The 21,914-nt window shown below is 68.0% G+C and carries 22 protein-coding genes; 8 read left to right on the top strand and 14 right to left on the bottom strand.

The genetic code is table 11. The annotated features are described in order from the left end of the window. The first annotated feature begins 105 nt into the window (after positions 1–105). Both astB and zapE read left to right on the top strand, forming a co-directional pair. Entirely contained in the window at positions 106–1,494 is a 1,389-nt protein-coding gene (gene astB, locus FIU83_RS14885) for an N-succinylarginine dihydrolase (RefSeq protein ID WP_253939495.1), read from the top strand. Positions 1,495–1,736: 242 nt separating this feature from the next. Beyond that, positions 1,737–2,897: a cell division protein ZapE gene (zapE, locus tag FIU83_RS14880; RefSeq protein ID WP_152484769.1), complete on the top strand. Its 1,161-nt coding sequence runs from the start codon at positions 1,737–1,739 to the stop codon at positions 2,895–2,897. Between the two features lie 28 nt (positions 2,898–2,925). On the opposite strand, the gene FIU83_RS14875 is transcribed toward zapE, so the two are convergent. From FIU83_RS14875 to FIU83_RS14865, 3 genes are all read right to left on the bottom strand, one after another. Beyond that, positions 2,926–3,975, bottom strand: coding sequence for an SPFH domain-containing protein (locus FIU83_RS14875; protein WP_152484768.1), 1,050 nt, complete (start codon positions 3,973–3,975; stop codon positions 2,926–2,928). A 2-nt stretch (positions 3,976–3,977) separates the two neighbouring features. Further along, complete coding sequence (locus tag FIU83_RS14870) at positions 3,978–4,451, bottom strand: NfeD family protein (RefSeq protein ID WP_152484767.1); 474 nt, start codon at positions 4,449–4,451, stop codon at positions 3,978–3,980. Between the two features lie 75 nt (positions 4,452–4,526). Further along, positions 4,527–4,685 carry a hypothetical protein gene (locus FIU83_RS14865; protein WP_172976097.1) on the bottom strand — a complete coding sequence of 53 codons (159 nt, stop codon included), beginning with the start codon at positions 4,683–4,685 and terminating at the stop codon, positions 4,527–4,529. A gap of 300 nt (positions 4,686–4,985) precedes the next feature. On the opposite strand from FIU83_RS14865, the gene FIU83_RS14860 reads away from it, so the two are divergent. Beyond that, complete coding sequence (locus FIU83_RS14860) at positions 4,986–5,753, top strand: trimeric intracellular cation channel family protein (protein WP_152484765.1); 768 nt, start codon at positions 4,986–4,988, stop codon at positions 5,751–5,753. 102 nt (positions 5,754–5,855) lie between these two features. On the opposite strand, the gene FIU83_RS14855 is transcribed toward FIU83_RS14860, so the two are convergent. From FIU83_RS14855 to nhaD, 5 genes are all read right to left on the bottom strand, one after another. Further along, positions 5,856–6,686: a PEP-CTERM/exosortase system-associated acyltransferase gene (locus FIU83_RS14855; RefSeq protein ID WP_152484764.1), complete on the bottom strand. Its 831-nt coding sequence runs from the start codon at positions 6,684–6,686 to the stop codon at positions 5,856–5,858. Beyond that, complete coding sequence (locus tag FIU83_RS14850; RefSeq protein WP_152484763.1) at positions 6,683–9,550, bottom strand: EAL domain-containing protein; 2,868 nt, start codon at positions 9,548–9,550, stop codon at positions 6,683–6,685. The genes FIU83_RS14855 and FIU83_RS14850 overlap by 4 nt, the downstream gene beginning before the upstream one ends. A 33-nt stretch (positions 9,551–9,583) precedes the next feature. Next, positions 9,584–10,795, bottom strand: a complete 1,212-nt coding sequence (locus FIU83_RS14845; RefSeq protein WP_152484762.1) for a porin — start codon at positions 10,793–10,795, stop codon at positions 9,584–9,586. Next, positions 10,764–11,195, bottom strand: coding sequence for a hypothetical protein (locus tag FIU83_RS14840; RefSeq protein ID WP_152484761.1), 432 nt, complete (start codon positions 11,193–11,195; stop codon positions 10,764–10,766). Before FIU83_RS14840 ends, FIU83_RS14845 begins: the two co-directional genes overlap by 32 nt. A gap of 398 nt (positions 11,196–11,593) precedes the next feature. Further along, complete coding sequence (gene nhaD, locus FIU83_RS14835; protein ID WP_253939603.1) at positions 11,594–13,012, bottom strand: sodium:proton antiporter NhaD; 1,419 nt, start codon at positions 13,010–13,012, stop codon at positions 11,594–11,596. 318 nt (positions 13,013–13,330) lie between these two features. On the opposite strand from nhaD, the gene FIU83_RS14830 reads away from it, so the two are divergent. The 3 genes from FIU83_RS14830 (at position 13,331) to FIU83_RS14820 (ending at position 16,124) form a co-directional block, all read left to right on the top strand. Beyond that, complete coding sequence (locus FIU83_RS14830; RefSeq protein ID WP_152484759.1) at positions 13,331–14,044, top strand: DUF3581 domain-containing protein; 714 nt, start codon at positions 13,331–13,333, stop codon at positions 14,042–14,044. Positions 14,045–14,168: 124 nt separating this feature from the next. After that, positions 14,169–15,404 (top strand): DUF3422 domain-containing protein, encoded by a 1,236-nt coding sequence (locus FIU83_RS14825; protein ID WP_152484758.1) that lies wholly within the window; start codon positions 14,169–14,171, stop codon positions 15,402–15,404. 90 nt (positions 15,405–15,494) lie between these two features. Further along, positions 15,495–16,124: a GNAT family N-acetyltransferase gene (locus tag FIU83_RS14820; protein WP_253939494.1), complete on the top strand. Its 630-nt coding sequence runs from the start codon at positions 15,495–15,497 to the stop codon at positions 16,122–16,124. Positions 16,125–16,136: 12 nt separating this feature from the next. On the opposite strand, the gene FIU83_RS14815 is transcribed toward FIU83_RS14820, so the two are convergent. The 3 genes from FIU83_RS14815 to FIU83_RS14805 all read right to left on the bottom strand — a co-directional run bounded on the left by FIU83_RS14815 (position 16,137) and on the right by FIU83_RS14805 (position 18,182). Beyond that, positions 16,137–16,352, bottom strand: coding sequence for a DUF3820 family protein (locus FIU83_RS14815; RefSeq protein WP_152484757.1), 216 nt, complete (start codon positions 16,350–16,352; stop codon positions 16,137–16,139). A 97-nt stretch (positions 16,353–16,449) separates the two neighbouring features. Further along, complete coding sequence (locus tag FIU83_RS14810; RefSeq protein WP_152484756.1) at positions 16,450–17,364, bottom strand: sensor domain-containing diguanylate cyclase; 915 nt, start codon at positions 17,362–17,364, stop codon at positions 16,450–16,452. After that, on the bottom strand, positions 17,361–18,182 hold the full coding sequence (locus FIU83_RS14805) for an EAL domain-containing protein (RefSeq protein ID WP_152484755.1): 822 nt from the start codon (positions 18,180–18,182) through the stop codon (positions 17,361–17,363). The genes FIU83_RS14810 and FIU83_RS14805 overlap by 4 nt, the downstream gene beginning before the upstream one ends. A gap of 258 nt (positions 18,183–18,440) precedes the next feature. Between FIU83_RS14805 and nfsA the strand changes: the two genes are divergently transcribed. After that, positions 18,441–19,172, top strand: coding sequence for an oxygen-insensitive NADPH nitroreductase (gene nfsA / locus FIU83_RS14800; RefSeq protein WP_152484754.1), 732 nt, complete (start codon positions 18,441–18,443; stop codon positions 19,170–19,172). A gap of 87 nt (positions 19,173–19,259) precedes the next feature. On the opposite strand, the gene FIU83_RS14795 is transcribed toward nfsA, so the two are convergent. After that, positions 19,260–20,030: a DUF1499 domain-containing protein gene (locus FIU83_RS14795; RefSeq protein ID WP_152484753.1), complete on the bottom strand. Its 771-nt coding sequence runs from the start codon at positions 20,028–20,030 to the stop codon at positions 19,260–19,262. Between the two features lie 252 nt (positions 20,031–20,282). On the opposite strand from FIU83_RS14795, the gene FIU83_RS14790 reads away from it, so the two are divergent. Next, positions 20,283–20,651, top strand: coding sequence for a hypothetical protein (locus FIU83_RS14790; RefSeq protein WP_152485395.1), 369 nt, complete (start codon positions 20,283–20,285; stop codon positions 20,649–20,651). Between the two features lie 28 nt (positions 20,652–20,679). Here the strand turns inward: FIU83_RS14790 and bfr are convergent, their stop codons facing one another. Continuing rightward, positions 20,680–21,147: a bacterioferritin gene (gene bfr, locus FIU83_RS14785; RefSeq protein ID WP_152484752.1), complete on the bottom strand. Its 468-nt coding sequence runs from the start codon at positions 21,145–21,147 to the stop codon at positions 20,680–20,682. A gap of 294 nt (positions 21,148–21,441) precedes the next feature. Next, entirely contained in the window at positions 21,442–21,732 is a 291-nt protein-coding gene (locus FIU83_RS14780; protein WP_152484751.1) for a coiled coil domain-containing protein, read from the bottom strand. Positions 21,733–21,914: the final 182 nt, after the last annotated feature.

Here is a 21,914-nt window from a genome sequence, read left to right as displayed (position 1 = left end):
AGCGCGCTCTTACAAGACCGCGGCCGACTACTGCGCCTATCCCGTGGCCTCCATGGAGAGCGAGGCGCTGAGCCTGCCCGACAAGCTGCCGCCGGGGGTGACGCTATGAGTGACGGGATGAACGACATCGGCGAGCGGCCGGTCGCGGACGCGCGCGAGGTCAACTTCGACGGCCTGGTCGGCCCGACCCACAACTACTCGGGCCTGGCGCTGGGCAATCTGGCCTCCATGACCCACCAGGGGCTGGTGGCCAATCCCCGGGAGGCCGCCCTGCAGGGGCTTGCGAAGATGAAGGCGCTGATGGACGCCGGCTATGCTCAGGGCGTGCTGCCACCCCAGCAGCGTCCCGACCTGGGGGCGCTGCGCCGCCTGGGCTTCCAGGGCAGCGATGCCCAGGTGCTGGCCCGGGCGGCCGGCGAGGCGCCGCAGCTGCTGCGCGCGGTCTGCTCGGCCTCGAGCATGTGGACCGCCAACGCGGCGACCGTGACGCCCTCGGCGGATGCCCTGGACGGCCGGGTGCACTTCACCCCGGCCAACCTGCAGTCGAGCTTCCACCGCTACCTGGAGCCGGACACCACCGGCCGGGTGCTGGCCTCGATCTTCCGCGAGCCGAGCCTCTTCGCTCATCACCCGGCGCTGCCGGCCACGCCGGCCTTCTCCGACGAGGGCGCGGCCAACCACACCCGGCTCTGCGGCGAGTACGGCGAGCCCGGCGTGCACCTCTTCGTCTACGGCCGGGCGGCCTTCGGCTGGGGGACGGAGGAGAGCGTGGCGCCGCGTCGCTACCCGGCCCGCCAGACCCTGGAGGCGAGCCAGGCGATCGCCCGTCAGCACGGCCTCTCGGAGTCCCAGGTGGTGTTCGCCCAGCAGCATCCCGAGGCGATCGACGCCGGCGTCTTCCACAACGACGTGATCGCGGTGGGCAACGGCCCGGTGCTGCTCTATCACGAGCGGGCCTTCCTCGACGAGGAGGGCACCCTGGAGGCGCTGCGCGCGAAGATGCCCACGCCGCTGATTCCGGTGCGGGTGCCGGAAGAGGCGGTGAGCCTCGAGGACGCCGTGGCCTCCTATCTCTTCAACTCGCAGCTGCTCTCCAACCCTGACGGCACCATGACCCTGGTGGTGCCCGGCGAGTGCCAGGAGCGCGAGAGCGTCTGGCGGGCCATCCAGGATCACCTGCTGGCCGGCCACAACCCCATCGCCGAGGTGGTGGTCAAGGACGTCAAGCAGAGCATGCGCAACGGCGGCGGCCCCGCCTGCCTGCGCCTGCGGGTGGTGCTCTCGGCCGCCGAGCGGGCCGCACTCTCCGGCCGGGTGCTGCTGGACGACGCCCTGCACGGCGATCTCACCGCCTGGGTCGAGCGTCACTACCGGGACCGCCTGGCCCCGGAGGACCTGGCCGACCCGCAGCTCGCCGCCGAGGCCCTCACCGCCCTGGACGAGCTGACGCGGCTCTTGAAGATTGGCTCGGTGTATCCGTTCCAGCTGGGGTAAGCCGCTGCCTCGAGGGCTTGTCCTTTGAGGCATGGCAATGCGACGCCCCCGTCGGCCTTCCTGGTCGGCGGGGGCGTTAGCTATTTTGATAGCCTTGAATGCTGCCCTGACGGCGGTGCTGGCACTTTCTACTGTCATAGTGCCCCGACGCAGGCGCCATCTACCGTGTCGCTTTCTACCGAGCTCCGACGCTGGCACAGTAATGCCTCTTCAGATGTCCTTTCACGACGCAGGCCCTGCCGATGACCTTCTCGCCGCTTGACGCCTATGAGCACGCCCTAGAGAACGGCTTCGTCGAGGACGCTGCCCAGCGCCAGGCCGCCGAGGCGCTCGACGCCTGTGCCCGGGCGCTGCACGAAGTGCCAGCCCATGGGGCGGAACACGGCCATGAGGGCGTGAATCACGCCAGGGGGCTCTATCTGTGGGGGCCGGTGGGGCGCGGCAAGACCTGGCTGATGGATCGCTTCGTGGCCTCGCTTGAGGTGCCGGCGCGCCGCCAGCATTTCCATCATTTCATGCGCTGGGTGCACCGTCGCCAGTTCCAGCTGATGGGCGCCGCCGACCCGTTGAGCCGTCTGGCGGCCGAGCTCGCGGACGAGGTGAGGGTGCTGTGCCTGGACGAGCTCTACGTCAACGATATCGCCGATGCCATGCTGCTCGGTGGGGTGTTGATGGCGCTGGTCGAGCAGGGGGTGGTGCTGGTCACCACGTCCAACCAGGCGCCGGATCAGCTCTACGCCGACGGCTTCAACCGCGAGCGCTTCCTGCCGGCGATCGCCGCCCTGAAGGCGCATCTCGAGGTGCTTCACCTCGATGGCGGCCAGGACCATCGCCAGCATCCGGGCGAGGCGCATGAGCGCTATTGGGTGATCGAGCCCGATACGCCAAGCCCCTTGCCGGCGGTCTTCGAGGCATTGGCGGCGGGGCAGGCGACCACGAGCGAGCCCATCACCCTGGGTCACCGGGAGCTCGACGTGACACAGCGAGGCGAGGATGTGCTCTGGTGTCGTTACGCCGCCCTCTGCGAGCAGCCGCTGTCGGCACTGGACTTCATCGGCCTGTGCGACCGGTTTCGGACCATCCTGCTGGATGAGGTGCCGAGCCTCGGCGGCGAGCCCGAGGCCGCCCGCATCTCTCGCGGCACCGAGGATGGCGTGGCGCGCGTCATGGCTGGCGACCGGGCGCTGCCCGCGCTCTCCCCTCAGGACGATGGCGTGCGCCGCTTCATCGCTCTGGTCGACGAGTGCTACGACCGGGGCATTCCCCTCTACCTCGCCGCCCGAGTGCCCCTCGAGGCGCTTTACACCGAGGGGCACCTGGCCTTTCCCTTCCGGCGCAGCCTGAGCCGTCTGCAGGAGATGCAGCTTGGCCGCTTCGGTGGAGAGGCAGCGGCTGGGCGCTGATGCCCGGCATCAACCGTCGAGCATGGGCTCAGGACGCGCTGCCGGCCCCGCCCAGCATGCCGCTGCGCAGGCCGGTCTGGCCGGTGTTCGCGTCGAGCTGCTGTCGCACGGTGTCTTCCGGGGAGCCGGCCAGCTCGCGGAACATGCCCATCGAGCCCAGCAGCGCGGTGGACTCGTAGGGCACGAAGACCCGCTCGCCGTCCTTGGCCATGGTCGGCAGCGCCTTGATGTAGCTCTGGCCGAGCAGGTAGCCGACCACGGTGCGCTTGTTCTCCTCGCTCTCGCCGATGGCATTGAGCACCAGCTTGATCGACTCCTGTTCCCCCTGGGCGCGCAGGATGGCGGATTCCTTGTCGCCCTGGGCGTTGAGGATCGCCGATTCGCGCTGGCCCTGGGCCATGGCGATGGCCGCGGACTTCTCGCCCTCGGCCTCGGTGACGGTGGCGCGACGCTTGCGCTCGGCGGCCATCTGCAGGCGCATGGCGGACTCGACCTCCTCGGGCATGGCGATGTCCTGCACCTCGACCCGCGAGATCTTCACGCCCCACTTGGAGGCGGGCTCCTCCATCGAGGCCTGGATCTCGTTGTTGACCTCGGCTCGGGACTCGAACAGCTTGTCGAGCTCCATCTTGCCGACCACCGAGCGCAGGGTGGTCTTGGCCAGCACCTCGACCGCCTGGCTCATGTTCTCGACCTCGTAGACCGCCCGCTTGGGATCGATGATCTGGTAGTAGAGGGCGCCGTTGATGGTCACGGTGACGTTGTCGGTGGTCACCACCGGCTGGCCGGGGAAGTCCATCACCGTCTCGCGGCGGTCGATGCGCACCTCGTCGCTGGTCAGCGGCAGGTACTCCTCGCCCATCTTCTTGTAGCGGATCATGGTGATGGCGCGGGGCTGCTCGATGAAGGGAATGATGATGTTGATGCCGCTCTCCAGCACCCGGCTGAACGACCCCAGCCGCTCGATCACCATGACCTCGGACTGACGCACGATCACCAGCCCCTTGGCGATGATCACGATCCCCATGACGACGATAATTAGGCTGAGCATCAGCCCCGGGCTCAACGGAAGGTCCATGTTCACTGCTCCTGTGATGAGGCGCCGGCCTCGGCCAGCGTGACGATGGCGGTGGTGCCATCGAATTCCTTGAAGATGACCTCGGTGTCGGGCGGCAGGCGAGTGGTGGCGCTGCCGTCGACGCGCAGGCGGTAGAAGTCGCCGTTGATCTTGAGCCCCGAGGCGCCGTCGAAGTCGCGCTCCAGCGTCAGGTAGCGCTTGCCCCTCTCCACGCCGCTGCCGGTGGTGCCGTAGGCCACCCCTCGGGGCGAGAAGCGCGGGCGGATCACCTTGATGGTCAGCGGTACCAGTACCCCGGCGAGGATGCCCATGGCCAGCAGCTGGCCGCTTAGGGGCAGCCCGAACACGGCGGTGGCAGCGGCGGTCAGCGCGGCGGCGAAGGCCAGCGCCAGCAGCAGCAGGGCGCCGGAGGTCAGCTCGGCCAGGCCGAGCAGCAGGGCGGTGGCGAGCCAGAACGTGGCGGGGGTCCATTCCATGGTGGTTCCTCGTGGGGCCGGCGAGGCCTCTGACAGTGCGAGCAAGGGGCGCTCGGGGTGATGGCGCGGCGGGCCTCAGTCCGGGGCATCGGTGATCGCCCGCGGCTCACCCTGCTCGTCGACGATCACCCCCGGGGAATACCGCGTAGGGCCTTCCTCGTTCGGCACGCCGAGCACGGTCTCGCGGTGGCCATCCGGGTAGGTGTTGAGGGTGCAGCCGGCGAGCGGCAGCACGAGCCCGAGACCCGTCAGCAGGAAGCCGGCGGCGAGAGGACGGCACACAGGAGGCGGCAATGAGGACGGCATCGGGAATGGGGCCTTCGCGAACGATGACATGATTGAAGCATAATGCATGAAGCATACTCCCGGCCCCATCGCAGTGACATCCCCTGGTGACTTGGCCGCCGCTGGCCGACCCACGCCACCAGGCCCGCGCCACCAGGCCCGCGCCACGCCTGTCGGCGATGCCACGCCGCCCCGCCGCACATCGCGTATCCTGAGTCCAGGTGAGGCACGAGAGCAAGGAGCGACGACGTGACGGGGCTGGTCTACTGGTTGGACATGGCGGGGGTGATCGTCTTCGCCCTCTCGGGGGTGGTGCTGGCCTGCCGCTCGCGGATGGATCCGTTCGGCATGCTGGTGCTGGCGGCGGTGACCGGGATCGGCGGCGGCACCCTGCGCGACCTGGTGCTGGGCGTGCGGCCGGTGTTCTGGGTCACCGATCCGACCTATCTCTGGGTGATCCTCGCCACCGTGGGGCTGTCGGTCCTCGGCTTTCACTATATCCACCGCCTGTCGCGGGGCTTCCTGCCGGTGGCCGACGCCTTCGGCCTGGCGCTGTTCACGGTGATCGGCGCCCACAAGGCCCTGACCCTCGAGGCGCCCGGCGTGGTGGCGGTGCTCATGGGGCTGCTCACCGGCGTGGCCGGCGGCATGACCCGCGACGTGCTGGCGCGACGGGTGCCCATGGTGCTGCGTCGCGAGATCTATGCCACCGCCTCCATCGCCGGCGGCGTGGCCTTCGTCGGGTTGGAGGCGCTGTCGGCGCCGCTGGGCATCTCCATCGCCACCGGGCTCGGTGTCACCCTGGGGCTGCGCCTCTCGGCGATCTACTGGCAGCTCTCCCTGCCGGTGTTCGCCTGGGTGGTGGTGCAGCCGCCACAGCCGCCCGCGGCCGAGGCGCCGACCGGCGAGGCCGACCCGGCTCCGCCGCCGGCGGCGCCATCGACGCCGCGCCGTGCCAAGGTCAGGGTGAGGATGATCACGCCCGGGCGCGGTGGCCGGGGCAAGAGGGCGAGATGAGAAGAGGGTGAAGCCTCGTCGTCGCACCGGGAGGCCCCTGATGCGGGAGGAGGTGGCCTCGTCGCGACGGGAAGGGCACCCCCGCCGCTTCCGGGGGAGGCCCTAAACTTCCTGAGAAACGCTGTGCGCACTCTCCTGCTGGCGCATCTGCTGTTCCAGGCAGCGCTTGATTCTCGCGTAGAGCGGCATGATCTTCTCGGGGAGATCGATTTCTGCCTGATGCTGATCGATGTAGTAAGCCGCTCTCAAGCCGCAGTGATCGATCGTCTCTCCCGCCCTGTGGAAATGCAGCCCCGAGACTTTCAGTAATCTGTTGAACCTGGGCTCTATCATGGCAAAGACATGTCGGCGCCCCGAGAGTCCCACGATGGCCGTCGCCGCCAGGAACAGGCTCAAGCTGATGAGGGCCGGTTGGTTTTCGCTCCCTTCAGTGCCGATGTTGCTGATGTCCTTGTCCCTTGCCCCGATGGGCGGGAGCTCTTTCTTCCTGAAGAGCGGATGAACGGCAAGCCTGGAAACCTCGCACAGCTGGCTCTCCGGGAAGAACTGGGGGTGCAGCTCGGAGCCTTCCAGGCTGTTTCCGCTGTACTCCTCGAGGGGGAGGTTTTGAATCGGGTGGTCACGGTTTTTGTCGATGATGACCACTCTCAGGCAGCCCGCATCCACATGGCTCGCCTTGTGCTGCAGCAGGCAGAGTATGGAGTTGTGGTCATACTTGTCTTTCTCTATCGGGCTGTTTGTCTTGTCGCCTATTTCGTAGTGCAGTTCTTCATGGAACACCGCATGCCGGAGTGAAAAGGCACGCTCTTTTTGCTCGGGCGTATGGGCGATGATGAGCCTGAAATGATCGAAGAGATCGTCGGGATCGATGCCGAGACGTCTGCCGGAGGAGGGCAGAGCCCTGGTCTGGCTTCCTGTGCTGTCATCTTTCACCGGCTACCTCCTTTTAGTCCGGACGGTGAGGGCATGCTGTGGGTGTGCGGGAAGGTTTCGGCCACCCGCGATGGCTTGCCCAGGTGGAAACCCTGACCGTAGGCAATGCCATAGGATGTCAGTATCGGCAGCAGGGCTTCTTGGTCGACGAACTCGGCGATGGCCTGCTTGCCGAACCCGGCGGCGATATCGGCAACCGCCTGGACGATCACTCGGCTCTCCTGGCTGATCAGGAGGCTGCGAATGAAGGAGCCGTCGATCTTGATGTAATCCACCGGCAGCTGCCCCAGGTAATGGAAGCTGCTGAATCCGACCCCGAAGTCATCCAGGGCGGTTCGACATCCGAGGTCGCGAATGGCCTGCAGCACGCCCCGCGCCGTCGAGAAGTCGGTCACGGCGGCGGTTTCGGTCACCTCGAGGATGAGGTGGTGGGGGTCGGCGCCGCTGGCGGCCAGTTCGTCGGCCAGGTACTGCTTCAGGCCCTCGTCATGCAGGGACTGGCCGGAGAGGTTGACCGCCAGGCAGAACCCCCGTTCCTGGATCTGGCCGAGGAGCCGCAGGCTGTGGCGCAGCACCCAGCGATCGATCTGCACGATCTGGCCGCTGCGCTCCGCCACCGGGATAAAGGCGGCGGGAGAGACCAGGCTGCCGTCGGCATCGCGCATGCGCAGCAGCACCTCGTAATGCTTCACGTCGCGATCCTCCAGCCGCATGATCGGCTGCACCATCAGCTCGAAATCGTCCTCGGCGAGGGCGCTGCGCACGCGCTCCACCCAGTAGACGCGCTCCTGAAGCTCGTCCTTGGCGTTCTCGGACCTCGAGAGCAGATGCCACTGCTGGAGACCGCTCTCCTTGGCCTTGTACATGGCCACGTCGGCGCTGGCCATCATGTCGGCCGGCGTCTTGCCGTGAGCGGGGAACAGGGCGATGCCGATGCTGGCGGTGACGCGGTGGCGCCGTCCCGCGGCGGTGAACCCCAGGGTGTCGAGCAGCTGATCGATGTGCTGGGCCACCTGAATCGCCTGGTCGGCCTCGGCATGCTCCAGCAGCAGCGAGAACTCATCGCCGCCCAGGCGGGCGATGACGCCGCGGTGCCCCAGGTTCAACAGCAGGGTCTCGGCCACTTCGCGCAGCAGGCGGTCGCCGACGTGGTGGCCGCTCAGCTCGTTGACCTCCTTGAACTGGTCAAGATCCAGCAGCAGCACCGCCCCTCGCGACTCGCGCGAGAGCGCCTGCTGCAGGGCGTCCTGGAAGTAGCGTCGGTTGTAGAGCTCGGTCAGGGGATCGCGTTCGGCCAGCCAGGTCAGGCGTGCCTCGGCGGCCTTGCGCTCCGTGATATCGAGCCCCACCGAGATCCGTGACTTGTCGCCGTTGCCGCCCGAGGGCAGCGGGGCGTGGTACCAGGCGATGGTATGCAGGCGCTGGTCCGAGGTATGCAGCGTTCGCTCTTCCTGCTGGGGGATGTCGACGGTGCTCACCGGCGAGGGACGGCCGGCCTCGAACACGTCGACGAAGTGCCGGCCCAGCAGGGAGGCATCGTCCAGGCCCAGCATCCCCCGGGTGTAATCGTTGACCAGGCTGATGCGCCCCCGGCTGTCCTGGGCGATGATGAAGACACGAGCGGTATCCAGCAGGCTATTGACGAAGTCCCGCTCCTTGGCCAGCTCGTCGACCCGTTCGGCCAGCTGGTCGCCGCGCTCCTGCACCTCCGCCTCCAGCGTCTCGAGCTGACGCGAGAGGGACAGGGTGGTGCCCTCCAGCACGTCGATCTCGTCCGGCAGGCGATGGCGGGTCGCGGGAATCGCGGCCCGGACATCCTCGAAGCCGCCGCTGGCCAGCGTCGGCAGCAGGCCGGCGATCCGGCGCAGGCGGGCCATGGGGCGCAGCAGGATCAACAGCAGCATCAGCTCGGCGGCCAGCCAGCCGACCAGGCCGACCCCCATCAGGGTGCGCGTGTCCTCGTTGATGGCCTGGATCTGGGGGGTGATGTCGGAGATCAGCAGGAAATAGCCGTTGCCGCGACCGCCGGCGTCCTCATCCATGCGCACCGCACTGAGTTCGAGGTGCTGCCCCCGGTCCTGCAGCTGCACCGGTCGCTCGAGCAGCTCGTCGATGGGGCCGAGGCGCGACGCCCGCTGCAGCAACGGCAGGCTCTCCTCCTGGCGCGTCAGCGCCAGCAGGTAGCCGTCCCAGGGTGCCAGCTTGCGCTCCTCGAGCAGGCTGTCCTCGTCCAGCGCTCCCGTGACCAGCAGGGCCACATCGGCGTTGGAGACCTCCCTGGCCTGGCGGGTCACATCGGCCAGGGAGCGGGAGAGCACGACCAGGCCGACGCTTTCGCCGTCCACCAGCACCGGGACGGCGGCCACCTGCTGACAGTTCGACGTGCAACTCAGCCGCGTGATGGGCATCTCGGTGCGCATGACCCGCTGCGCCCAGGCCTGAATCGGGAGGTGGCCGTCCGACTGGCCGGCGCCCCAGTGGCCCATCAGCTGCCCCCGGGTATCCGCGACCCTGATCTCATCGATGCCGGCCTCGAGCTGCAGGGTCGGCCACTGGGAGGCGAGCGCCTCCTCGACCTCAGCCGTGCGGCCGGCCTCGAGCGGGGGCCCCAGGCGCGGCGAGGCCGCGGCCAGTCCTGCCAGCTGTCGCAGATTCTCCGCCGAGCGTTGCAGGGCGAGGCGGATCTCGCGCTGCTGACGCTCGTGGTACTCGTGACGACTCTCCTGGAACTGACGCGTCAGGTTCTCGTGGCCCAGCCAGGTGAACAGCACCACGAGGCCGACCAGCAGCAGGCTGCTCAGGGCGATGACACGCCACGTCAGGCTGAGTCGATGACGGGGCTGTAAGGACGTGAGAGCAGTCATCTCTTGGACAACCAGGCCAGGGACATGGAAGCGTCAGAAACGCAGCGACAGCTGGAACAGCAGCATGTTCCAGTGACGCTCTGTTTCTGAGGGGGCCGGGTTATCCTGAAGCGGCAGCCACCCTGTGCCATCGATATGGTGGTACTCTGCCGCCAGAAGCAGGCGTGGATTGACGTTCCATTGCAGGCCCAGCGTGATGTCCTCGGCGAATCGCGAGTGTGCCGGACCCAGGCCTTGCGCCTCATATTCGCTGCCGGATCGGTCGTCCCTGTCGCTGATCAGGCTGTCGTAACGCAGCAGCCACTGCCAGTTGTCATGGAAGCGCTTGGAATATTGGACATACCAGCTTTCGCCGGTAATGTCGGATTCGCGGACGACCCCAGTGCCTGTGATATCAAGGTTGCGAAGCGCATATTCGCTCGTCAGGGCCCAGCTGCCCGTGTCGTATTGCAGGGACAGGATCCAGGGTTGGAAATTCAGCTCACCCTCGCTGCCGGCAAGTTGAAAGTCGAGGTTGACATCCGCGGTGCTCAAGGCGGCAGTGAAGCGTCCGTTGTGGTGCTCGTAGATGAGCTGCGCAATCGAGGAGGTGTCACCCTTCACCTCGGAGCTAAGGCTGGGCGGGAAGAGCTGAGTGCCCAGGTCTCGCGTCGTGGGTGTGCCCACGCCGCCCTTGAAACGCACGATGCCACTGTCGAAGCGCTCTTCCGCGTACACGCTGGCGCCGTCTGCGGAGAGGCCCAGGGAGCGCGTGCGGTCAAAGTAGATGGACTGGGGAAGCAGGATGCTGGGTCGAGTAAAGGCGACGTCGCGAGTCTGGTTGTAGAAGCCGAACGGGTTCTTGAAGCGGCCGACCTGTATGCCAAAGGTCCGCTGCTGGTTCGACAGCACCTGATAATCGACGATGCCATAGTCCAGCACCGGTCGGGCATCGCTGCCCTCTCCCCCGGCGCGACGGCTCAGGGCCTGTGCGGCCAGCAGCACGTCCTCGTGGGGACGCAGCGAGACGTTGGCGCCGATCTCGGTGAACTCGTAACTCCCCTCGCCCTCGCTGCTGGGGCCGAAGAAGTTGTTGTCGTCGGTGACGATCAGCGCCTGGCTCAGGAAGCCATGCATCTGCAGGGTGTCCAGCACGCGCTCCTCGCTTCTGGCCTCGGCGGGCAGGCCCAGGCTCAGGGCCAGTCCGGCCAGGATGGCGGTGACGGAACGCGCATCACTCCATTGAAATGACTTGGACACGATCATCCAGGTACTCCCTTTCAAGATATCCCAGGGCGCCAGGCGTGGTGGCGATGCGTTCGAGCATCTCCCGCTGGTTCTGCACCCGATTAGGGGCCTGCCCGGTTCCCGAGAACACCATGCGGTCCCACGCCAGCTGCAGCTGGTGCGGGTAGACGGCCAGCTGCTCCTTGGCAAAGCGCGCATGCACGGGGTGGTTGTTGTCTAGCACGAAGACGCGCACGGCCTGACCATCGGGCCAGGTACGCTGGCGCATGGCGAAGATGGCGCGAGTGGTGTCACGCGTCAGGTGCTGGGTGGTCACGTCCGGGTGAGCCACCACCGCGATAGCCAACTCCTGGGCGTTGGCCAGGGCGCTGGTCAGCAGCATCAGGCTGGCGGCCAGGAGGGAGCTCAGGCGTGCCATCGTGAGCGCCTCCCTGGTCGGTGCCCTTCTGCAAAGGCCGCTGTCGCGCTGAGAGAGTGGATCAGGACGTAAGCCGGCATCGGGGGAAGGGTTCCCGTTGTCTTGTTAGCGACAGGCTCATGGGCCATGCAAGGGTAGCCCACACGCGAAGTGTGTCTGAGTCGATGATGCCGTCTCCCTGCAGAGCATGAGGTCTGTATGTTTTTTATCCTAGTGCGTACTCAGCGACGAGCCCGAATAGGCACTACGAAGCCCATTCTGAACGTAGGCACTCGCCATCCTTATACGCTACATCACTTTACCGAGATTTACAGGCAAGAGTCTCAACGGCTAAGAAAAATTCCGGCGGCTCTAAGGCCGCCGGAAGGCTCGGGCATGGATAGGCGCGGGCGGCGCCATCACATCACGGTGAAGCTCTCGGCGTTGAGCCACAGGTGGGCCAGGACACTGGCGATGTACCCCAGTGCGATCACCGGACTCCAGCGCAGGTGTCCCATGAAGGTGTAGTTGCCGCGGGCCTGGCCCATCAGGGCGACACCCGCCGCCGAGCCGATCGACAGCAGGCTGCCGCCGACGCCGGCCGTCAGGGTGATCAGCAGCCACTGCCCATGGGACATGTCGGGCTCCATGGTCAGCACGGCGAACATCACCGGGATGTTGTCGACCACCGCGGAGAGCACGCCCAGGGTGACGTTGGCCCCGGTGGCGTTCCAGCCGGTGTAGAGGGCATCGGACAGCATCCCCAGGTAGCCCATGAAGCCAAGGCCTCCGACGCACATGACGACCCCGTAGAAGAACAGCAGGGTATCCCACTCGGCACGCGCCACGCGGTTGAAGACGTCGAAAGGCACCACGCTGCCCAGGCTCTCGAGCTTCTTCCAGTCGCCTCGCTGGGTATAGTGGGTGCGCTTGCGCTCCAGGGAGCGGGGCAGGGTGCGACGCAGGAAGTAGCCGAAGAACTGCAGGTAGCCAAGGCCGGTCATCATGCCCAGCACCGGCGGGAGGTGCAGCAGGGTGTGGCAGGCCACGGCGGTGGCCACGGTGAGCAGGAACAGGGCGATGATGCGCCGCGCGCCGCGCTTGAGCCAGACGTCCTCCTCCAGGCTGTCGGGCTTGCGGTTCTTGATGAAGCAGCTCATCACCACGGCCGGGATCAGGAAGTTGATCAGCGAGGGGATCAGCAGCTCGAAGAACTCGTAGAACTCGACGAGGCCGGCCTGCCACACCATCAGGGTGGTGATGTCGCCGAAGGGGCTGAAGGCGCCGCCGGCGTTGGCGGCCACCACGATATTGATGCAGGCCAGGTTGATGAAGCGCTTGTCGCCCTCGGCCACCTTGGTCACCACGGCGCACATCAGCAGGGCGGTGGTCAGGTTGTCGGCGATCGGCGAGATGACGAAGGCCAGCACGCCGGTGATCCAGAACAGCGAGCGGTAGCTGAAGCCCTTGCGGACCATCCACGACCGCAGGGCGTCGAAGGCGCGGCGCTCCTCCAGGGCGTTGATGTAGGTCATCGCCACCAGCAGGAAGAGCATCAGCTCGGTGAACTCGAGCAGGGTCATGCGGAAGGCGTGCTCCGACTCGGCGGGCATGCCGGCCTTCACGTAGACCCAGCCGATCAGCGCCCAGATGATGCCGGCGGCGACCAGCACCGGCTTCGACTTGCGCATGTGGATCTTCTCTTCGGCCATCACCAGGGCGTAGGCGACCACGAAGATGGCGACGGCGAGCAGGCCCACGAAGGAGCCGGTCAGGTCGAGCTCACCGGTCACGGCGAGCACCGGTCCGCTGGCCAGAAGGGTGAGAAGGGCAAGCATCAGCATGCCCGGCCAACGGGCGATCTGCCGCGGCCAGTGGGGGGAACGACAGGGAGTCAGCATGGCTGCAATGATCCTGAGGCGAGAGGTGGGGGGAAGGGTTGAAAAGTGCCTCGATGTTATCACAGCGTGCTGCAGCGCAGTGTGCTCCTTCTCTATTACCCCGTGCATCTTTGGTATGAGTCAAGAGCGCGCCGCCGCACGCAGAATCGCCTCGGTTGCGGGCCGCGCACGCCGCCATTTTGTGGCATCATCTGCCCCTCCCGGCCGCAGCCGGAGACCAAGGATTGCCAATGACTCGGGGCAGGCGAACGACACATGTTTCTTGACGATTTCCACACGCGCACGGATGGCTGGATCCGGATCTCCGCCGAGCAGGCCAGCCGTTTCGCCAAGCGCGTGGCCGGCGACTTCAACCCCATCCATAACGTCGATGCCCGACGTTTCTGCGTCCCGGGCGACCTGCTGTTCGCGCTGGTGCTGTCGCACTACGGGCTCTCCCAGAACATGAGCTTCCGCTTCCTGAGCATGGTGGGCGACGGCGTGCCGCTGTGCTTCCACGAGGATGACGACGGCCTGATTCGCGTCTGTGACGAGCAGGGCAAGGGCTACCTGGAGGTCACCCGCAGCGGCGAGACGACCCACGACGCGGCCGTGGTGGAAGCCTTCACCCGCTGCTACGTGGCCTTCTCGGGCAAGAACTTCCCCCACTACCTCAAGCCGCTGATGGAAGAGCAGGGGGTCATGTTCAACCCGCGCCGTCCGCTGGTGATCTACGACAGCATGGGCTTCTCGCTGGATCGGCTGAACGGTCGCCTGCCGAGCCTGGAGCTCCTCGACTCCTCGCTGGAAGTCGCCGGCAAGCGCGGCGATGCGCTGCTGGAGTTTCGCATCACCGCCGGGGGCGAGGCGGTCGGCAGTGGTTCCAAGAAGCTGGTGGTCAGCGGCCTGTGCGACTACGACGCCGCCGCCATGGACGAGGTCGTCGCCGAGTTCTACCGCCTCAAGGCCGCCGACGAGCGCGCGCCCTGATCCAGGCCGAGGTGCGGGCGCCGTTCCGGTCGCGCTCCTGTCGCCCATCACGTTGAGGCATCGCGCTTGGCCTGGCTGCCGCCAGGCTCTAGTCTCGGGGTCCCCCTTCCCTCCAGGCCCCGACATGCACCCACAGCGCGCACGCTTGCACAACGAGCTCCATGCCCGGCCCTCGATCTACTTCGAGGCGCCGGCACACCTTCACCACTACGCCTTCCTGGACGAGGGCGAGATCGCCGCCGAGATCCTCGACGGGCTCGCCGAGCTGACCGGCCGGACGCCCGATCGCGAGGCCGCCCAGGAGATCATCGAACTCGGCGACCAGGTCCTGAAGTGGGAGCGCCACACGGAGTTCTTCACCCTCACCCTCCTGGTGCCGAGGCCCGTGGGCCAGCGCGAGCCGTGGCCGGCCCCGCCCGCGCCGCTGGCGCGGATCGTCGCCGCGCATCACCCGGCCCTGATCAACGCGACCCTGATCCTCGTGGAGTCGGAGGCGGCCTGGCAGGGCGATCCCGAGGCCTACGGCTTTCGCGATCCCGCCGGCTCCAGCATCGGCGGCGGTGACGCCATCGCATGGAGCGATTTCCGGCTCACCGCCTCGGGCATCAACCGCGTGCTGCTGGTCAACCGCGGGCTCAACGCCTTTCGCCTGGGACGCATGGCCCGGCGCCTGCTGGAGATCGAGACCTATCGCATGATGGCGTCGCTGGCGCTGCCGGTCGCCAAGGAGTTGAGCCTGGCGCTGCGCGACCATAAGCTCGAGCTCGGCGAGCTCTCGACGCGCAACACCCAGGGCAAGGAGGAGAGCCCGCGCCCGCTGCTCGCGGCGATCTCCGCGCTCTCGGCGCGGCTCGAGCGCAGCGCGGCGCGAACGGGTCAGCGCTTCAGCGCCACCGAGGCCTACGCGCAGATCGTCTTCACCCGCATCGAGGAGCTGCGCGAGGAGCGCCTCGGCGGCCGTCCTCGGCTGGGCACCTTCATGCTGCGCCGCTTCCGGCCGACGGTGCACTACTGCGCCGCCATCAACCAGCGCCAGGCGAGCCTGGCGGAGAGCGTGGCCCGGCTCAACGACCTGCTGCGGACCCGCGCCCAGGTGGAGATCGAGGAGCAGAACTCCGAGATCCTGCAGAGCCTCAACGAGCGCACCAGCAGCCAGCTGAAGATCCAGAAGGCGGTCGAGGGGCTCTCGCTCATCGTCATGAGCTACTACCTCATCAGCCTGGGCAAGCTGGGCCTGGAGGGAGCCGCGGCCCTGGGCATGCCCATCGAGCCGAGCATCGCCGCCGGGGTGCTGGGCCCGCTGGGCATCGGGATCATCGGCGTGCTGGCCTGGCGCATCCGGCGCGTGAAGCACCACTGACGGTCGCCTGCAGAGGACGTCGGAGGGCGCTACGCTGAAGAAGGGGCAGGCCGCGGACCCGCGGCCTGCCCGGTGCGAAAGCGTGAGACGATGATGCGACTGCGCGATGCCACCCGGGCCGATGCCCGGGATCTGGCCCACCTGATCAACCTGGCGGGAGAGGGGCTGCCCGAATACCTGTGGGGCCAGATGGCCCAGGGTGGGGCCGCGGCCCTGGCGATCGGCGCGCAGCGTGCCGGTCGCGAGGAGGGCGGGTTCAGCTATCGCCATGCCCGGGTGTGCATCGCGCGCGGGCGTGTCGTGGGAATGATCCTCGCCTACCGGCTCCCCGACGATGGCGGGCTCGAGGCGCTGGACGACGCCCCCGCTCCCGTCCAGCCCCTGCTGCGCCTCGAGGCGCTGGTGCCGGGCAGCTGGTACATCAACGGCATCGCGACCCTGCCGGCGGCACGCCGCAAGGGCGTCGGGCGCCTGCTGATGGCCCAGGCCGAGGCCTCGGCGATCGCGGCCGGCTGCCAGGAGCTGAGCCTGATCGTCGCCGAGGAGAACCGCCGAGCCGGCGCGTTCTACCACCGCCTGGGCTTTCGCGAACTCGCCTCCCTGCCACTGGTGCCCTGGCCCGGCTGCCCGCACGGTGGCCGCTGGCGGCTGATGACCCGCCGCCTGGAAGCCACTCACCGCTCGTTTGCCATCGCACCTCCCCCGGCGAGTCGTCGATGAGCGCCACGGGGCTCAGCCGCGCTGTCGCAGGGGATCGAGCAGCCCGTTCAGCCCGTTGTGGTCGATCTCGTGCATCAGCTGAAGCAGGCGGCCGATCTGGCCATCGGAAAAGCCCTCGCGGGCGAACCAGGCGAGGTAGGGGCCGGGCAGGTCGGCGATCAGACATCCCGCGTGCTTGCCGAAGGGCATGCGCAGGGTGACCAGTTTCTCGAGGTCGTCGGGGTGCACGGGCGGGGCTCCTTCATGAAAAGGGCGAGCCTAGCACGCTCGCCCGGCCGGGGTGGGGCGGGCGCGACGCCTGGCCCCTGATGGCGCCGCGCGACAATCAGGAGACCGGCTCGCCGACCGGCCGCGCGTCGGCGGTCTCCTGCACCCGGTTGCGCCCCGCATGCTTGGCGTCGTAGAGGGCGCGGTCGGCCCGCTCCAGCAGGGCATCGGCCGGCTCATCGCCTGCCAGCTGGGCGACCCCGGCCGAGAGCGTCAGCGGTATTCTCTCGTCGGTGATCGGTGTCGAGGCCAGCTGCGCGCGCAGGCGTTCCACGGCCTGGCTCGCCTCCTCCCGGGGCACGCCGGGCAGCAGCAGCAGGAACTCCTCGCCGCCCAGGCGAATGACGTGATCGTGCCGGCGCATGGTCGCCTGCATCAGCGCGCCGGCCTCGCGCAGCACCCGATCGCCCACCGCATGGCCGTGGCGGTCGTTGACCCGCTTGAAGTGGTCCAGGTCGCAGTTCGCCACGCACAGCGGCGTGCCGTAGCGGCGGCTGCGGCGGATCTCCTCCTCGAGCAGATCGAGCCCCGCCCGGCGGTTGAGCAGGCCGGTGAGCTCGTCATGATGGGCCAGGTACGCGAGGCGCTGCTCCATGGCCTTGCGCTCGGTGATGTCGACCACGAAGGTGACCTTCTTCACCCGGCCCTGGCCGTCATGGATGCGGGCGGCCTTGGCCAGGATGCTTCTCGGCCGGCCATCCTTGCCCTGCACCTCGCACTCCTGGGTGTCCTCCAAGGCGCTGTCGCCGGCGATGAAGCGCGCATGCAGGTCGTTCATCCGGGCGCGATCGGCCGCGGGCACCACCAGGGTGAAGGGCTGCCCCAGCAGCTCCTCCTCGCGATAGCCGTAGAATTCGCAGTAGGCGGGATTGACCATCTCGAAACGCCCCTCGGCGTCGGTGATGCAGATGCCGATGGGGGCGGCGCGGATCACCGTCTCCGTGGTGTCGAAGGGCTCGAGGAACGGGATCATGAGAAGGCTCCGGCGGCCCGCATGGGCGCGTCTTCGATGGATACGGGGGCATCGAGCACCGCCGCCAGGCGCGCCTCGACCCCCTGTGCCAGGGCGTTCAGGGCCGGGCGAGCGAAGTAGTAGCCCTGCTGCAGGGAGATGCCCGCCGCGTAAAGCCAGCGCGCCTCCGCGGCCGTCTCGATGCCCTCGGCGATCAGGTCGATCGCCAGCGGGCGCGTCAGGTCGATCAGCGCCCGCAGCAGGGCCTGGCGGCGCGGGTCGGTGTCGCAGCCCATCACCAGCTGGCGGTCGATCTTCAGCTTGTCGGGCCGCTGGGAGATCAGCACGTCGAGGTTGGCGTGGCCGGTGCCGAAGTCGTCCAGGGCGACCCGGAAGCCCATGCGGCGATAGGCGGTGATGATGGCGCTCAGGTGGGCATGGTCCTGGATCCGCTCCGACTCGACGACCTCGAAGATCAGCCGGTCCAGTGGCCAGCCCACCCGTCTCGAGACCTCCAGCGTGGCCTGGATGCACGCCTCGGGCTCGTAGACGGCGTTGGGCAGGAAGTTGATCGACAGGCTCTCCTGCATGCCCAGGGCGCTGACCTGCTCGATGGCCCGGACGCGGCACGCCTGGTCGAAGCGGTAGAGCAGTGCCTCGGTCACCTGGTCGAGGATCTGGCTCGCCGGCTCTCCCTCGGGGCCCCGCACCAGCGCCTCGTAGGCGTGCACGCGTCGCCGTTTCAGGTCGACGATCGGCTGGAAGGCCATGGTGAAATCGAAGGGCAGCGCCCGTTCACAGCGACCGCAGTGTCCGTTCCTTCTTGCGCAGCGTCCCATGGGACATCTCCTGGTGATCCTGGACCTGGCCGTTCGTCGCCAAGGCGGGCCTGGGGAGTGAATTTTCTATATTAGTGTTGTCCATGTATCGGTGTTGTACAAGTATTTTTCGGGGCCGGTCGAGGTCGCTGCTCACGCCCTGGCGTCGGATGAGCGCGACGGGAGCCCGAAAGATAGTAAGCTGGCTAGGTATTCTGGTCGCCCGGGCCGCTGCCGGCCCGGGCGCCGCCGTTCCATGCTCATCGTCGAGGAGACGTCATGAATCCCACCATCGAACTGCTCAAGTCCCACCGCTCGATCCGCAAGTTCACCGACCAGCCGGTCTCCCGCGCGCTGCTCGAGGAGCTGGTCAGCGCCGGCCAGGCCGCGGCCACCTCCAGCCACGTGCAGGCCTACAGCGTCATTCACGTGACCGACCCCGCCAACCGCGAGGCGATCGCCGAGCTCGCCGGCGGCCAGGGCTACGTGGCGAGCGCCGGCGCCTTCCTGGTGTTCTGCGCCGACATGAAGCGACCCACCGAGGCCGCCGAGCGCACCGGCGCGCGGGTGGTACGCGGCATGACCGAGCAGCTGCTGGTGGCCAGCGTCGATACCGCCCTGATGGCCCAGAACGTTGCCGTCGCCGCGGAGTCCGAGGGGCTCGGCATCTGCTACATCGGCGGCATCCGCAACGACCCCCAGCAGGTCAGCGAGCTGCTCGGCCTGCCCGATCATGTCTACCCGGTGTTCGGCATGTGCCTGGGCTATCCCGCCCACCAGCCGGACGTGAAGCCGCGCCTGCCGGTGGCGGCGATCCTCAAGCAGGACACCTACCGTGACGACCGGGAGGAGGTCGCCGCCTTCGACGAGACCATGCAGGCCTACTACCGGTCGCGGAAGGGCGGCACCAAGCAGAGCGACTGGTCCCACAACCTCACCCCGCTGTTCGACACCAAGCTGCGCCCGCACATGCGCCCGTTCCTGGTCGAGCGCGGCTTCGAGATGAAGTGAGCGTGATCGAGGGGAACCCCCGAACGACGAGCGGCGGCCATCTGGCCGCCGCTCGCACCTGCTACGGGTGAGGATCGCCGTGCCGGCTCAGCCGCCGACCCGCGCCTCCAGGGCCTCGAAGGTGGCCCGGATGCGCGCCGCGTTGGTGCCCACGTCGCTGGTGCCGACCCGCGAGGCGGAGCGCATGTCCACCCGCACGCCGCCGTCGGTCTCGCGCAGGCGGATCACCACGTCGTCCTTGAAGCCGAACCAGAAGGTCGTGTCGGTGGCCTCGAGCCGGTCGCCTCCCACCTCGGCGATCGTCCAGCCGGCCTCCCGGGCCACCGCCTCGACGGCGTTGCGCACCTCGGGAAGCGGTGCCCGGAGCACCAGCGGCCCGAGCTCCGGATAGCCTTCGCGCTGCTGCTTCGCGGTGGCCTCGCCGGGATAGGCCACGGCGTTGGGCGCGGCCTGGCGCGCCTCGGCCAGTGTCTCGAAGACCGGCGGCGCCTCGAGATCGGTGGTGATGTCGTGGATGGGCGGCACCGTGCGCGCCTGCTGCAGCTGCTGCCAGGGCACCGCGACCAGCGCCATGCCGGCCAGGATCACCAGCGCGGCGAGCAGCGCCGCCAGGGCGCGGCGGGTGACGGCTGCGATCAGCAGGCCCACCGCGCCCAGCCCGGCGGCACCGAGGGCGACGAGCGCCCCGTAGCGCAGGAGGCCGAAGGCCTCGCCCAGCGAGAGCAGCGCCAGGCGGTAGGCCGGCCCGGCGCCGGCCATGGAGAGTCCGGCCAGGCCGGCCAGGATGCCCCCGGCGATGGCGACCTTGAAGGCGGCGCCCCGGCCCTGGCGGGCGGAGGGCGTGCGGTGTGACGTCATGGCGATCCTCGTGGGGCGTCGGGAAACGGGGTGGAGGGAGACGGTTGCCGTGGAGGGTCACGGTCGCCGGCCAGCCCGAGAACAGGCCCATGATGCCCACAACCTGGGGCGGTGCGTCCAGTGCTCGCCGCCTGTCGCCCTCGTTGTCGATCATCGCCTCGATGGCGTCGACGCGCCACCTTACCCCGGGTACGCTGCCGCTGGTCTTCGTGATCCCTTTCCACCGACCTGCGAGCCGTTGCCATGCCCTCGATGACCGTTCCTCCCACGACCGCCTCGCCGACGAGGCCCGACCCCGAGCTGCCGCCGCGCCTGCGCGCCTGGCTCGAGCGCCTGCCCGAGGCGCAGTTGCCGGTGACCTACCAGCAGGCCGCCGAGGCGATGGGCCTCGCCCCGCCGCGCATCATCCAGCGTGTCGCCCAGGCCCTCGAGGCGCTGATGCGCGAGGACGCGACCGCCGGTCGTCCGCTGATCGCCGCCCTGGTGGTCAGCCGCCGCGGCGAGCTGCCCCGGGCGGGCTTCTTCGAGCTGGCCGTCGCGCTTGGCCGCCTGCCCGCCGATCCGGCCGAGCACGCCGCGGCCTACCGCCGAGAGCGGGCGCGGGTCCTGGCGAGTCGCTGATGGGCGGGACCGTCCCGCTCGAGGAGCATCACATCTGGGCGACCAGGTAGTTCTCCCGTCCCAGCAGCTTGATCAGCCGCAGCTGCTGCTCCAGCCAGTGGGCGTGATCCTGCTCGGTGTCCTCGAGCAGCTGCTGGAGCACGGCGCGGGTCTGGTAGTCGCGCTCCCGCTCGCACAGTGCGATCGCGGCTTTCAGGGCGTCGCCCACCTCGTACTCCAGCTGGAGATCATTGCCGAGCATCTCCTCCACGTCCTGGCCGATGCGCACCGGGGTGCGGGTGTGCATGTCCGGCTTGCCCTCCAGGAAGAGGATGCGCTCGATCAGCTGCTTGGCATGCCCCTTTTCGTCGTCGAACTCGTGCGCGATGCGCGCATGGAGCTTGGAGAGGCCCATGTCGGCATACATCTCGGCATGGACGAAGTACTGGTCCATGGCGGCCAGCTCGGCGGCGAGCAGGCCGTTCAGGGCATCGATGATCTCTTGGTGGCCTTTCATGGGGCGGCGTCCTGGCGGCGGAGAATGAACGAGGCATCCTAGGGTCAACCGTCTTCCCGGTCAATTTTTCCCTTTTTTATCAATTATTTGAGATTGTCTTCGCGTGTGATTCGCACTCCGCCTCTCGCCGGGCCGGCCAGATCGAGGCGGATGCCGACGGCGTGCACGCCGAGGGGATCACCTATCACGCGAAGCCGAGCGCCTGAGGAACACCCCGCCTGGGCAACCAAAACGCCCGCTCGACCGTGAGGTCGGGCGGGCGTCGTGCGTCCTGCGGTCGGAATAAGGCGGACGTTACTTGTTGAAGCGCGAACGCGCCTTCTCGATCGCGTCGCTCAGGGATTCCCAGGCGCGTTCCGCGCCGGCGCGGATGTCGTCCCAGGCCTCGTCGCCGGAGTGGCGGAGCTCCTCGAGCTTTCGGCGCATCTCCTCGCGGCGGGCCTCGAGCCGATCGATCTCCTCCTCCCGGTCGATGCGCGCATCCGCCTCGGCGCTTCGGGCGCGGGCCTTCAGCTTCTCCACCTCGGCCTGCAGTTCGTCCAGCTTGGCGCGCAGCTTCTGCTCGTAGGCGTCTCGATTGCTCATCAGGTGCTCCTTCCGATGTGAGAGCGGGTCCTGTGAGGATAGCCCGCTCTCGGAGTGTTACCCCAAGACCTGCGAGCGACGGAGCGGGTTATCAAGGGCGCCAACTCTTTTCTTTGGATGCCCTGAGGATCAGCCCGACGATGCTTGCCATCGCGATCCGGCGCGCCGCAGCGGCAGAGCGG

This window comes from Halomonas sp. THAF5a, from assembly GCF_009363755.1.
Classification (GTDB): Bacteria; Pseudomonadota; Gammaproteobacteria; order Pseudomonadales; family Halomonadaceae; genus Halomonas.
Note: the sequence above shows the minus strand (reverse complement) of the source record. Positions and strands in the feature narration are given on the sequence as shown.

Coding starts and splice junctions, on each gene's coding strand:
- FIU83_RS14805 (WP_152484755.1), bottom strand. CDS start 18,182: ATGGGACGCTGCGCAAGAAGGAACGGACACTGCGGTCGCTGTGAACGG.
- FIU83_RS14825 (WP_152484758.1), top strand. CDS start 14,169: ATGCACCCACAGCGCGCACGCTTGCACAACGAGCTCCATGCCCGGCCC.
- FIU83_RS14830 (WP_152484759.1), top strand. CDS start 13,331: ATGTTTCTTGACGATTTCCACACGCGCACGGATGGCTGGATCCGGATC.
- astB (WP_253939495.1), top strand. CDS start 106: ATGAGTGACGGGATGAACGACATCGGCGAGCGGCCGGTCGCGGACGCG.
- FIU83_RS14870 (WP_152484767.1), bottom strand. CDS start 4,451: ATGGAATGGACCCCCGCCACGTTCTGGCTCGCCACCGCCCTGCTGCTC.
- bfr (WP_152484752.1), bottom strand. CDS start 21,147: ATGAAAGGCCACCAAGAGATCATCGATGCCCTGAACGGCCTGCTCGCC.
- nfsA (WP_152484754.1), top strand. CDS start 18,441: ATGAATCCCACCATCGAACTGCTCAAGTCCCACCGCTCGATCCGCAAG.
- FIU83_RS14850 (WP_152484763.1), bottom strand. CDS start 9,550: ATGACTGCTCTCACGTCCTTACAGCCCCGTCATCGACTCAGCCTGACG.
- FIU83_RS14845 (WP_152484762.1), bottom strand. CDS start 10,795: ATGATCGTGTCCAAGTCATTTCAATGGAGTGATGCGCGTTCCGTCACC.
- nhaD (WP_253939603.1), bottom strand. CDS start 13,012: ATGCTTGCCCTTCTCACCCTTCTGGCCAGCGGACCGGTGCTCGCCGTG.
- zapE (WP_152484769.1), top strand. CDS start 1,737: ATGACCTTCTCGCCGCTTGACGCCTATGAGCACGCCCTAGAGAACGGC.
- FIU83_RS14840 (WP_152484761.1), bottom strand. CDS start 11,195: ATGGCACGCCTGAGCTCCCTCCTGGCCGCCAGCCTGATGCTGCTGACC.
- FIU83_RS14780 (WP_152484751.1), bottom strand. CDS start 21,732: ATGAGCAATCGAGACGCCTACGAGCAGAAGCTGCGCGCCAAGCTGGAC.
- FIU83_RS14795 (WP_152484753.1), bottom strand. CDS start 20,030: ATGACGTCACACCGCACGCCCTCCGCCCGCCAGGGCCGGGGCGCCGCC.
- FIU83_RS14875 (WP_152484768.1), bottom strand. CDS start 3,975: ATGGACCTTCCGTTGAGCCCGGGGCTGATGCTCAGCCTAATTATCGTC.
- FIU83_RS14820 (WP_253939494.1), top strand. CDS start 15,495: ATGATGCGACTGCGCGATGCCACCCGGGCCGATGCCCGGGATCTGGCC.
- FIU83_RS14810 (WP_152484756.1), bottom strand. CDS start 17,364: ATGATCCCGTTCCTCGAGCCCTTCGACACCACGGAGACGGTGATCCGC.
- FIU83_RS14790 (WP_152485395.1), top strand. CDS start 20,283: ATGACCGTTCCTCCCACGACCGCCTCGCCGACGAGGCCCGACCCCGAG.